The sequence below is a fragment of the Candidatus Chloroploca sp. Khr17 genome, from assembly GCF_004138165.1.
Taxonomy (GTDB): Bacteria; Chloroflexota; Chloroflexia; order Chloroflexales; family Chloroflexaceae; genus Chloroploca.
Window position 1 is genome coordinate 65,800 of the sequence record NZ_RYFF01000016.1, and the last position, 11,745, is coordinate 77,544.

At 56.8% G+C, this 11,745-nt stretch carries 11 protein-coding genes; 9 read left to right on the forward strand and 2 right to left on the reverse strand.

Annotated elements, in window-relative coordinates:
• The first annotated feature begins 205 nt into the window (after nucleotides 1-205).
• The 6 genes from EKD05_RS11695 to EKD05_RS11720 all read left to right on the forward strand — a co-directional run bounded on the left by EKD05_RS11695 (nucleotide 206) and on the right by EKD05_RS11720 (nucleotide 7,085).
• The gene (locus EKD05_RS11695) at nucleotides 206-2,218 is read left to right on the forward strand and encodes an NYN domain-containing protein (RefSeq protein WP_129672867.1); all 2,013 of its coding nucleotides are present in this window, start codon (nucleotides 206-208) and stop codon (nucleotides 2,216-2,218) included.
• 147 nt (nucleotides 2,219-2,365) lie between these two features.
• Nucleotides 2,366-2,962, forward strand: a complete 597-nt coding sequence (locus EKD05_RS11700) for a phosphoribosylanthranilate isomerase (protein WP_240695751.1) — start codon at nucleotides 2,366-2,368, stop codon at nucleotides 2,960-2,962.
• A 10-nt stretch (nucleotides 2,963-2,972) separates the two neighbouring features.
• The gene (locus EKD05_RS11705; protein WP_205703924.1) at nucleotides 2,973-4,403 is read left to right on the forward strand and encodes a metallophosphoesterase; all 1,431 of its coding nucleotides are present in this window, start codon (nucleotides 2,973-2,975) and stop codon (nucleotides 4,401-4,403) included.
• Nucleotides 4,404-4,517: 114 nt separating this feature from the next.
• On the forward strand, nucleotides 4,518-4,859 hold the full coding sequence (locus EKD05_RS26705) for a Trm112 family protein (protein WP_129672871.1): 342 nt from the start codon (nucleotides 4,518-4,520) through the stop codon (nucleotides 4,857-4,859).
• A 106-nt stretch (nucleotides 4,860-4,965) separates the two neighbouring features.
• The gene (gene trpB, locus EKD05_RS11715) at nucleotides 4,966-6,165 is read left to right on the forward strand and encodes a tryptophan synthase subunit beta (protein WP_129672873.1); all 1,200 of its coding nucleotides are present in this window, start codon (nucleotides 4,966-4,968) and stop codon (nucleotides 6,163-6,165) included.
• Complete coding sequence (locus EKD05_RS11720) at nucleotides 6,165-7,085, forward strand: diacylglycerol kinase family protein (RefSeq protein WP_129672875.1); 921 nt, start codon at nucleotides 6,165-6,167, stop codon at nucleotides 7,083-7,085. The genes trpB and EKD05_RS11720 overlap by 1 nt, the downstream gene beginning before the upstream one ends.
• A gap of 186 nt (nucleotides 7,086-7,271) precedes the next feature.
• Here the strand turns inward: EKD05_RS11720 and EKD05_RS11725 are convergent, their stop codons facing one another.
• Nucleotides 7,272-7,919, reverse strand: a complete 648-nt coding sequence (locus EKD05_RS11725; RefSeq protein WP_240695752.1) for a CAP domain-containing protein — start codon at nucleotides 7,917-7,919, stop codon at nucleotides 7,272-7,274.
• Nucleotides 7,920-8,092: 173 nt separating this feature from the next.
• On the opposite strand from EKD05_RS11725, the gene EKD05_RS11730 reads away from it, so the two are divergent.
• Together EKD05_RS11730 and EKD05_RS11735 are read left to right on the forward strand one after the other, a co-directional pair.
• Nucleotides 8,093-8,767, forward strand: coding sequence for a histidine phosphatase family protein (locus EKD05_RS11730; RefSeq protein ID WP_129672877.1), 675 nt, complete (start codon nucleotides 8,093-8,095; stop codon nucleotides 8,765-8,767).
• Between the two features lie 82 nt (nucleotides 8,768-8,849).
• Complete coding sequence (locus EKD05_RS11735; RefSeq protein ID WP_129672879.1) at nucleotides 8,850-9,638, forward strand: RDD family protein; 789 nt, start codon at nucleotides 8,850-8,852, stop codon at nucleotides 9,636-9,638.
• A 78-nt stretch (nucleotides 9,639-9,716) separates the two neighbouring features.
• On the opposite strand, the gene EKD05_RS11740 is transcribed toward EKD05_RS11735, so the two are convergent.
• Nucleotides 9,717-10,472 carry a YceI family protein gene (locus tag EKD05_RS11740; RefSeq protein WP_129672881.1) on the reverse strand — a complete coding sequence of 252 codons (756 nt, stop codon included), beginning with the start codon at nucleotides 10,470-10,472 and terminating at the stop codon, nucleotides 9,717-9,719.
• Nucleotides 10,473-10,908: 436 nt separating this feature from the next.
• On the opposite strand from EKD05_RS11740, the gene EKD05_RS11745 reads away from it, so the two are divergent.
• Nucleotides 10,909-11,733 (forward strand): sortase, encoded by an 825-nt coding sequence (locus tag EKD05_RS11745; protein WP_129672883.1) that lies wholly within the window; start codon nucleotides 10,909-10,911, stop codon nucleotides 11,731-11,733.
• Nucleotides 11,734-11,745: the final 12 nt, after the last annotated feature.

Here is an 11,745-nt window from a genome sequence, read left to right on the forward strand (position 1 = left end):
GATCCGCTTGTGCGAAGACTGGCAGTTAAAGACTGCCCCTGACTACGATAGTCGTCGCCTGGCATGCTCCCTCAATCACATGCACATCATGGTGGTAGCCAACTCTCGCTCTACCAGATAACCAGAAACGTTGCCTCGTGCTGGCCCCGAAGTATCTCTCTCCGCACCTCACCTCACCCACACAACAGGAGTAAGTTAGTAACCAATGTATGAGCAGAGGCGACCTGATGTCGCGGTCTTTATCGACTTCGAAAACGTCTATGTCAGTGTCCGTGATAAGTTAAATGCGAATCCCAATTTCGAAGCGATAATGGATCGTTGTAGCGACCTCGGACGTGTGGTTATTTCACGGGCATACGCCGATTGGTATCGCTATCCACGGGTCACTAGTGCGCTCTATGCCAATGCGATAGAGCCTATCTATGTGGCTACCTACTATTACGATAAGGATATGGGCCGCACAGGGCGGGCAATTAAGAATAGCGTTGATATGAATCTTTGTATCGATGCTATGAAGACCCTGTTTGTCAATACGAATATCAGCAAGTTTGTCCTTGTCACTGGGGATCGTGATTTTATCCCGCTGGTCAATAGTATTCGGCAGCAAGGCAAAGAGGTCTATATCATTGGCATTGGCGGTGCGGCCAGCACCCACCTCGCGCAGAGTGCCGATGAGTTTGTCTTTTATGAGCAACTGGTAGGCCGTCAGACCGGTGGTTCAGTGATGGCAACCGCGATTGCCAATCGGGCGACGGAGATCAACCGTGGTCTTGATGCCGCCACCTTCGAGCCAGCACCCCGTGAGCGGAGCCGTGAACCGGTGGCTCCCGAACCAGTGGCAACCCCAGTCCCACCACCTCCAGTCCCAGTCCCAGTGGTGGCTGAAGTTGATATCTATGCCGTACTGGTTGAAGCAATCCATCTCGTCCGCAAGCGTGGCTATGTCTCGACCCTTGGCTCGATCAAACTGGTGATGAAAGAGTTGATGGGCGGTGACTTCAAAGAGAGCCGCTACCGCGATGTGAATAATCGCCCCTTTGCCAAGTTCAAAGACTTTGTCGTTGATGCCGAAAAGCGTGGCAAAGTGCAGATCTTTACGAGTGGGACGGTTAATGAGGTCTTTCTTCCCGGCGAAGACCCCTACAAACTCTCGCAGTTTGCCGCTGCGCTGACCGATGAATTACCGCTTGAGCCGGTCATTGATCCTTCACTAAACTTGAATGGCCGCAGCGAACCGCTCCCGATCGAGCCACCTGAACCCGAGCCACCTGCATCAAGTAGCCGCCGTCGCCGCCGCCGTTCCCGCCGCCCGCAGAATGTGACCCATCCATCAACCGAGGGGGTCAATCCACTGCTGGCCGCTGAAAGTGCGCTCAATTTTGATAATCCTGACTATGCAACCCCAGTTGATGATGATGAACTGCTCGCGCTTGATCAACTGGAAGAGGCGGCTGAAGTCGTTGCTTTCTTTGAAGAGCACGCCCCCGATGAACTGATGGGTGCTGATCTGCGCGACCTTCCCTCCGCTGAACCACCCGTGGCCGCTGAGTCACGAGATTTCCTGGCGTTCGACAGCGCTGGTTCTGATGATGCAGCCTGGGAAGCAGCAGCCAGTGCGCTTGCCGCCCAGTTGCTCGCCCCAGCCGAGGTTGACTGGGAAGCGATGGCGTCTGAACCGCAGGTTCCTCACGAAGAGGCCTGGGAAGCTGTGGCTCACGCGGTTGCCGCTGAGGATCAGGCCCGCCAGGCAACTGATCTTGAAGAGGTTCACCCGAGCGAAGCCACGCCCGTAGCTGAACTCGCCGAGGGGGACGCTGGGTATGCGCATGATGCGGTGGCGGTTGCCACGCACCCCGAGGAGGTTGCCGAGGCCCACCCCGAGGAGGTTGCCGAAGGACGAAAGCCTGCATCCACCGAGGTTGACGAGACGGAAGACGCCCCTGAGGGTGAACAAGAAGCGTTTGAGCCAATCTTGTTTACCGATGAAGAGTGGGACGTCTTTCGGCAGATGATGGCGAGTTTTGCGAAGCCGACCTCATTCCAGCAAATCTTCGATACACTACGTGGCTGGCGCAAAGAACACAACCTTGTACGCACCAATGAGCAACTCCGAACCATGGTCAAGCAAGCCATCAATAATGGCATCCTTGAACGGAGTGGCCGTGGCAAACGTATCTACTACGTGCTCAAAGAGGAAGCCCCTCTCGCCGCAGAGTAGAAATGACCCGTACGATGGTGCGGAAAAGTGCCCCCAAAGCTCATCAGTGCTCTGGGGGCATTTTCGCAGAAGGTGGGAGACTTGCGGGAGGGTACCCCGACGTTGCCTATGCTGATCAAAATTTGTGGCTTACGTACGCAAGAGCATATGCGTGTAGCCGCGCTGGCAGGTGCTGATATGCTCGGGCTTGTGTTTGCGCCGAGTCGCCGCCAGGTAAGCATAGCCGAGGCCGCGCACCTTGTGGCTGCACTTCGCGCAGGCCCGCCCCCTTACCCACGCCTGGTTGGCCTCTTTGTCAATCGCACACCTGCCTTCATTCAAGAGGCTGCCGAGCACCTGGATCTGGATCTGGTGCAACTCAGTGGTACCGAGCCCGTCAGCGATGCCACAGCGATCAAGCGCCCGATCATCAAAACGGTGCGCCTTGACGGTTCAGTTGACGAAACAGCCTGGCTGGAACTGGCCGAGCGTGAAGCGGAAGGAGGCAGTGTAACCCTGCTGATTGATGCCCATGTTCCCGGTCATTATGGTGGTACCGGCGCCCTGGCCGATTGGAGTCAAGCGCGTGAACTGGCCGCACGAGTACCGGTGCTTCTGGCGGGCGGGCTGACACCAGGGAATGTCGCGGCGGCGATTGCTGCAGTGCAACCATATGGGGTCGACGTGAGCAGTGGCGTTGAGACCGATGGTGGAAAAGATAGCGCAAAGATCGAGGCTTTCATTGCAGCAGCACGTGCCTCCTAGTAAGTTCTCATTGCTTCGTCTTCTCCTACGGCTCAAAGCGCTGGTGCTGGGGCTTGCGGTTGTCATCTTGCTCTTGCGCCGTCTGGTGATGCACTTCCGGCGCATTATTCTCCGTCCCACGGGATATACCACCGGCCAATTTGATCCGGCCCTGATCCAGGCGCATCAGCGCCGCATTGTGCTGAGCGATCTCCATATGGGAGGAGGAGATCTGCTTGATGATTTTCAAACTGATGCGAGCTTTGTGCGTTTTGTTGATCAGTATGTCAAAAGTGATGAACCAACGGATCTTATTTTGGCCGGAGACACCTTCGAGTTTCTGCAGGTACGTCTGCCCGATCTGCGGGATGACGAGTATAGCGATAGTGCCGCTCGCCAGCGCATGGAGGCTATTCTTGAGGCGCATCGCCCGGCGATTGAGGCCCTGGCACGCTTCATTGCACAGCCGCGCCATTGCCTCACCATTCTCGTAGGGAACCACGACTTCGAGTTGCACTTTCCGAGTGCCCGGCAGTGCCTCTGTGAGGCGCTGGGGGTCAAGATTGATGATCGACGGTTGCGTTTCGGGCTCCACTATCATGGCGGTGGTGTCTATATTGTGCATGGCAACCAGTTTGACCCGTGGAACCGCTTTGTTCACTTTAATGGTGTCAGTGAACCATTTGAAATGATCCGTGGGAGTCAACTCGTCAAAGAAGTCATCAACGATCTGGAAGATGATCCTCTTCCATTTGCCCATTTGATTGACAATATCAAGCCCTCGTCTGCACTCTTCTGGTATCTGCTTGCCCTACCGCGGCTGCGGAACCAGGCGTCCCGACGTTTTTTGGCGCGTGGAGTGACCGGGTTTCTCCAGGTTGTCGCCTGGCCGGCCTCACATCAGTTGTCGCCAGTCGGTGTTGAAAGCCTGCCAGAAGCCATGCCAGACCTCCCGATCCTGCATCGGCTCTGGGCGGCAGTGGTACGGTTCCGCCGTGGGCGGGTGGCACGTCGGCGCGAAGTGGCGCGCCAGGTTAGCAATGTAGCGGGGGCGGTCAACCCTTCTGCTGAAGTACTGATGCAACTGCAGAGTGAAGCAACGCGCCAGATTGCCCGCGAACAACGCACCTTCAGCGATCAGTCAACCCGCGCCATGCTTGAAATCGCCCGTCGCCCCGCACATCAGCATGACACGCTCTTTGTTTGTGGTCATACGCATCTTGCCCGCATCGTGCCCCTTGGCCTTGGTCAATTTTATGTAAACACTGGCAGTTGGATCGAGATTATTCTCGATATTACGACGATGCGACGTCAAGAGCAGCGCTTTCCCTTCCTCGAAGTAACCTACCCCCAGGGATCACGTCCGGTGGGGCGCCTGCTTGTGTGGGACGATGCTGATCGCATCGCCCATCCGTGGCATGAGGAGGTGACGCCGGTACGTGGGCGGACGGTACGCCCATAAAAAGATGTTCCAAAGTAGCACTCTTGGGGTATAATTGGGGGGAGTATGTTCGTGCTACGGTCGTAGTTCGTACTTCAGTACAGGTTTGTGCCGTCTATATATGAGGAGGAATCAATGAAAGGTTGGCTACGTCTCCTTGGTCTTGTCGCATTTGTGGGGCTTGGCATTGTGATCTTCCGAGCTATTCGCCAGTATCGCGAAGATAGCGCATTTGATGTTCCACAGGCAACTTCGCTGCCTGGTGAAGGGAGTCGGCGGGTCATTAGTCCTGAATTGCTCAGCATTCTTGCTGATCCAGGCGACAAAGGGCCGGTTGAACTGATCACTGATAGCAGTGGCAAAGAATGGCTCGTGAACCGGCGCAACGGCTTCCGCTACCCGGTTGAAGATGGCATTCCCATCATGCTGCTTGAAGAGGGTGAGAAAAACAAGGACGAAGGTCTGATCCAGAAGTAAGCCTTGTCCGCGTTTTGTTGAAACGTAGGGGTACAAGAGGTGGTTGCCAGAGGCAACCACCTCTTGCGCCACCCCCTACTTTACCTTGAGAGAGAGTGTAACTGCTATGATCCCAGGCTCAGCCGAAAGCATTGGCACAGGGCGTTTTGGCCCTTATGGTGGGCGGTATGTGCCCGAGACGTTGATGCCGGCAGTGACAAGCCTAGAGGCAGCCTATCAAGAAGCCGCTGCCGACCCGACGTTCTGGGAAGAGCTTGATCACCTGCAGCGCACCTATACGGGGCGACCAACGCCGTTGACCTTTGCGGCACGCCTGACCGAGCAGTGTGGGGGGGCCCGCATCTATGTCAAACGTGAAGATCTGGCGCATACGGGTGCCCACAAGATCAATAACGCCCTTGGGCAGGGCCTGCTGGCCCGTCGGATGGGCAAGCGGCGCATTATTGCCGAAACAGGCGCGGGCCAGCACGGGGTCGCGACGGCGACTGTCTGTGCGCTGCTCGGCCTCGAATGCGTAGTCTATATGGGTACCGAAGATATGGCCCGCCAGAGTCCGAATGTCTTTCGGATGCGCTTGCTGGGGGCCGAGGTACGCGGGGTCGCGAGTGGTTCGCGTACATTGAAAGATGCGATTAACGAAGCGATGCGCGATTGGGTAACCAATCCCGATAGCTACTACCTACTCGGGTCAGCGCTGGGCCCACATCCTTACCCAACGATGGTGCGCGATTTCCAAAGTGTCATTGGGCGTGAGGCCCGGGCCCAGATGCTCGCAACCGTCGGGCGGTTGCCCGATGTGATCATTGCGTGTGTTGGGGGTGGCTCGAATGCGATTGGCATTTTTGATGCCTTCCGTGATGATCGCGAGGTGGCGTTGCGCGGCGTCGAGGCCGGTGGCCGGGGAACAGTGCTTGGCGATCATGCCGCACGCTTCCTCGCGGCCAGTCCCGGCGTGTTGCAAGGAACCTACTCGTATGTGTTGCAAGACGAGGCCGGCCAGATCGCCTTGACCCATTCCGTCTCGGCGGGGCTTGATTATGCCAGCGTGGGGCCTGAACATGCCTGGTTGCACGATACCGGGCGCGCAACCTATACCTCGGCTGACGATGAAGAGGCCCTTGATGCCTTTGAGACTTGTTCCCGCCTCGAGGGCATTATTCCAGCGCTCGAAAGTGCGCACGCCGTCGCCGAGGCGCTGAAACTCGCGCCAACGATGCACCGCGATCAGATTATCTTGATCAATATGTCGGGACGAGGTGACAAAGACATCTTTACCGTTGCTGATGCGCTAGGAGTCAAGATCTGATGAAGATCTGCGTCATCCTCAATCCAGCCGCCGGACGCGGGGTGGCCGGTCAACGAAGGGCCGAGCTTGAGGCTGCCTTGCGCCGGGCCGATCTTCCTTATACCCTGGTCGCGACTCATAGTCGTGGTGGGGCAACTGAGCTTGCCTTCCAGGCGATCGACCGGGGCTTTGATTGCCTGGTGGCGGTGGGTGGCGATGGCACGATCAACGAGGTCGTCAATGGCATCATTGGCAGCCGCCAGCGTGACCTTGGCGATGCGACGCTGGGCATTATTCCTCTCGGTACCGGCAGCGATTTTGTCAAGGCTCTGGCGGGTTTTAACGATGGCGACCTCAATAGTTCGGTGCAGCGGATCACAGCGGGGGTGACACGACCGGTTGATCTTGGGCAGATTGTGGTAGAAGCAGGCAACCAGGAGTTGCACCGGGTCTTTATCAATGGCTTCGGGGCTGGCATTGACGCCCAGGTTGCCGTTGAGGTGCCCAAAATTACCTGGCTGAGTGGCATTGGGGCCTATATCGTCGCCTCGATGCGCGCCCTCGCGACCTATCGCCCTGGCGTGATGTCGGTTCGCTACGATGGCAAAGAATTCCGCCGCAAACTCTATTTTGCGACGATTGGCAATGGGCGGTTTCAAGGCGGCGGTTTTTTGATGACCCCGTCGGGCGTCATTGACGATGGCCTGCTTGACCTGTGCGCCGTGCAGAGCCTGCGGTTTGACCAGGTGATCCGCTATTACCCCAAGCTAATCGAGGGAACCCATGTCAGCCTGCGGGTGGTGACGACGGCCCAGGCGCGTTCACTGAGCATTGCCTCGTCACGGCCTTTCCCCGTTGCGACCGATGGCGAGGTCGTCGCGACTGATGCCTCGGCTGTGCATATCGAGGTCATGCCTGGTGCGATCAAGTTGCTCGCCTGAGTGCTAGAGGGCTAAAGCCAATAGCTTGCAAATAAGGCGGCTATTTTGGCGCAAAGGCGCAAAGTTTTTCGCGTAGGTGAGCTTAATCCTTCGCGTCTTCGCGTGAGCTTATTTGATTGAAAAGTATTGGGGCTAAAGCCCTAAAAAACTGATCGTTTTGAGATCGGCGAGGCATCCTGTACGGCTTTAGCGTGGCGTCGCAAAATCTTGCGTCCAGTAATATTTGTAGAGGCTCGCCTCGTTGTGCGTATAGCCGACCCCGATTTCGGTGAGGGCACAGTTGAGCATGTTGGCGCGATGACCATCGCTGTTATACCAAGCCTCGGCAACCTGCTGCGGACATGTATAGCCCGCCGCGATATTCTCGGCGGCTCGGCTGTAGGTGTAGCCTGTGGCACGAATGCGATCCCAGGGTGATGACTCATCAGAGCCGGTGTGCGAGACAAAATTGTTGTACGCCATATCGTCGGTATGGCGCTGGGCCGAGGTCGTCAACAGGGGGCTGAGGATTAACGGAGCACATCCAGCCTGCGCACGATAGGCGTTCGTCGCCGCAAGAACCTCGTTCACAAAAAGTTGCTGTTCGGGAGGGATAGCAATTGGATCGAGTTCAATCCGCGCAAGGAAGGGAAGATAGACCGTTGTCGCAAGCGTGAGAGGCACATCAGTTATCGTCACGGCTTCGGTTGCAAGCGATTGCACACTTGAGGTGGCATACAGACCATGCTCAGGCCCACCTGCCCCTGCTTGCACGACGGGCAAGATGAGCAGGAAGAGCATGAGGAGATGTGAGGTGATCCGTTGATACACGAACTGGTTACTTCTGGTTTTCATAGAAAATACCCCGGGCTACGTTGAAACAAGATGAAGGGTAGTACTACTTCTAGTATAGCACCGCAATGGTACCAGGAACATCCCTGCTATCATCGCAACTTGCCGCTGCTCGGCTTCTGTACTATGATGAAACAGCGTGTGCTACCTAGCGAAGAGAAGGAACGACAAACCCAATGAGTACGACCATCTTGCTCATCCGCCATGGTGAGACCGATTGGAATATGATAGGCCGTTGGCAAGGCCACGCTGATGTGCCACTCAATGCGATCGGGTTGCAACAGGCTGAACTCGTTGCCAACCGTCTCGCGACTGAGGGCCACCGTTTCGATGCGATCTATAGCAGCGATCTTGCCCGCGCATCCGCAACCGCCAGGGCGATCGGGGCGGACGTCAAGGTTGACGTGCAGCTGCTGCCGAGCCTCCGCGAGATCGATCTGGGAACCTGGAGCGGGCTCACCTACGAGGAGATCAAGGCGAAGTTCCCCGAAGAAATAGCCCTGCTCGACCAGAACATCGACATGCCCCGTGGTGGCGGTGAGTCGCTGAGCGATCTCCGTAACCGGGTAGTCGAGGCAGTTACGGCGCTTGGCAACGCGCATCCAGGGCAAACGCTCGCCGTAGTCACGCACGGTGGGTGCATCCGTATGTTGCTTGCGCACGCGGATAATTATGCTGGTGACGGCTTCAAGCGCTTTCCCCATATCGGCAACACCTCGATCAGTGTCATCGAGGTTCAGGGCAATCACTGGACAATGGGCATGGTGAATGATATGAGCCATCTGACCGCCACCAATGAAGCCGAACTCATCTCAGCCCCACCTGACGACGCGGAACGGCCCGCCTTGTAAGCGGGAGAAAAACCCATGCCTGGCTGGGGCAAACAGCCAGGCAGATTCTTGGAGGCCGACGACCCCCAGCAAAGGAAGCGCAATGACCTCGGCAATGCAGAGCGACAAATATACTGTCGAAACCCCCGAGGTGGTGACGATTGAATATGTGGTAGCCGGGGTTGCCTCGCGGTGCCTCGCCGCAACCGTTGATACAACTTTGATCCTGTTGCTTCAAGCTACACTCAGCCTGGTGATGGTTCCGCTCGCGAGTAGCAACGATTTTGGCACAATCATCCTCGCGCTCTGGGCAACGCTCGCCTTTGCGCTGCTCTGGGGTTACTATGTCAGCTTCGAAATGCTCTGGTCAGGGCAAAGCCCAGGCAAGCGCATCTTTGGCTTACGGGTCATGCGCGAAGGCGGACGGCCCCTTGATTTCAGTGCGGCGGTGATCCGCAATCTCGTGCGGATTGTTGATTTCTTGCCGTTTGGGTATGGCCTGGGCGTCATGGTTATGTTTGCCGATCACCGCGCCCGCCGTCTCGGCGATCTTGCGGCGGGAACGCTCGTCATCCGCGAAGATTACCCCTTGTCGCTGGAACAGATCGCCCGTGGCCTTGCCCCCGTGGTGGTACCTCCACGCAACAGTGCAGCGCCGGCATCACCGTTGCTGCCCAATCTGCACCAGGTCGGCCCTGACGACTACACCCTCGCCGAAGCCTTCTTGCAACGCCGTGAAACTCTTCACCAGGACGAACGCCGGTTGCTGGCAACTGAACTAGCTAATGCGCTTCGTATGCGCCTCGACCTGCCTTCTGATGGTGATCCCGAACGTTTTGTTGAGCACTTTGTGCGTGAGTACCGGATTTTTTATCTGGTTCGTCAGGCGTAACTTCTTTGCTCGCGTGAAAACAGCCAGCAATGCTGGCTGTTTTCACGCGAGCAACAAGGCTCGTTGGTGACACGCGGCTCAATCAGCGTTGGCGACAAAACGAAAGCCGATGATGACCTTATCTTCGGCGCGCAGGACACCAATAATGTCGGGGGGATCAAAGCCAAAGTCGGTCATATTGATTTCGCTGCTGGCATTGCCGATCAGCTGCGCACCATCGAGCTGGCTAGTGACGGTAAAGGTGACCGAGTTGGTCACATCACGTACCGTCAAATCGCCGGTAATCATCAGGGTAAGCTCTTCGCCATCAGTGTATTGCTCAGGCAAGCCCTCGATCAGCGTAGGCACAAAGGTAGCGAGGGGAAAGCGAGCCGACTCGAGCCAGCGATCACGGATTGCATTGTCACGACGAGGGCTATCCGAGGCAAACGCACTGATATCAATTTCAATCGGCCCTACCGTACTGTTTTGCGGGTTGGCACGATCAAGCTCTATTTCGCCATTGATCTGCTGCGTTCGGCCTACCGCGAGCGCATACCGGTTGCCCTGATTCAGAAAAACCTCGCCAACCTCATACGTCACCTCGGAGGAGGCAGGATCAATGCGAAAGAGCTGTACTTCACTCTCTTCACTGGTCGCTGGCGCGGCGGTAGGCGTTGTTTCATCTGACTGAGCCACTGGTTCAGTTGGGGTGGTTGCCGCCGGGACAGTGGTAGGGACTGTCGTCGCGACGGCAACCGGGGCCTCGGTTGCGACCGGGGCTGCGGCTGGTGCGCTGCCACATGCGGCAAGCAACCCCGCCAGCAAGACAATCACGATCATCTGTAGACGCATCAAAGCCTCCTGATATCGGTAGCATACGTTGACATGCTCATTTCAACGTACACCGCTTCACAAGTTGCGTCAAATGAGCATTTGCTGAGAAGATGGCGCAGGCCGCCAAGATCAACAACATACATCCAGTCGCGCGGCCCTCACGTACCTACTACGATGACGAAACTTGTCATGCGTTCCGACGGCAGCAAAGCATCGCTGCCGTCGGGACGTATAAAACCCTGGCGAAGAAACAAAACCGGCCTGAGCAGTGTGTGAAATAAATTTCCCGGTAGCACCGCCGACCACGAATAACACGCACGAATAAACGAATATGGGCTGCCCCATGCGCTCTTCGTTTATTCGTGGACGGCTGAGGACGCCAGAAAACTTCGTTGACAGACTAGTGAGTGCTATAATAAAAACAATGCCTATGTTGACACAATCAAAAACAGCTATGCAATCTAGACAGACACATCGGCGCGAACCGACCACGCGCGCCGCACGCATCTACTGGACGCTCGGCAATCTCTTGCTGGTGAGCGGCCTCTATCTGCTCGTCTATGTGGGTGGCCTCTACTTCTATGTTGAACACCTGCGCCTCGCAGCACGCGGTGATAATGATATCGAGGTGCCTGCGCTAGTGATCAATGCGCCGAGCATGGCAGTGCCTGATCTGAGTAGCCTCAATGAAGCCCGTTCGACCAGCGTACCTACGGGCAGTGGCTTGCCGTTGATCGATCCACCTGATCCAGGGGTGCTGACGTCACCACTTCCCGCGCGATTGCCGACGGATCATGTCTCGTACGTCGAGCGTCTGGTTATTCCGAGCATTCAGGTTGACGCAAAGGTGATTGAGGTTGGCTGGGATGTGATCGAGCAAGGCGAGCAACGCATCGCCGTGTGGCAGGTGGCCGAATTTGCCGTGGGCCACCACAAAGGCTCGGCGAACCCTGGTGAAGACAATAATATTGTACTGGCCGGGCACGTCGGGGGCTATGGCAAAGTCTTTCTCGATCTCTATTATGTGCAACCTGGTGATCCGATAATTGTGTATAGTGAGGGTCGCGAGTACCTCTACATTGTCACCGAACGCCTAGTCGTTGATGAAGAGGGCGTGCCAGCTGAGCAGCGGCTGACGAATGCGCAACTGATCGGCCCGACCGATCGCGAAATGGTCACGATGGTCACCTGCTGGCCGGCGACTGGCCCCAACCGCTTTACCCAGCGGGTGATTGTGCGCGCCGAACCGCCTGGCAGGGCGTATGGTGAGCAACCCTGACGTTGAGCGGCG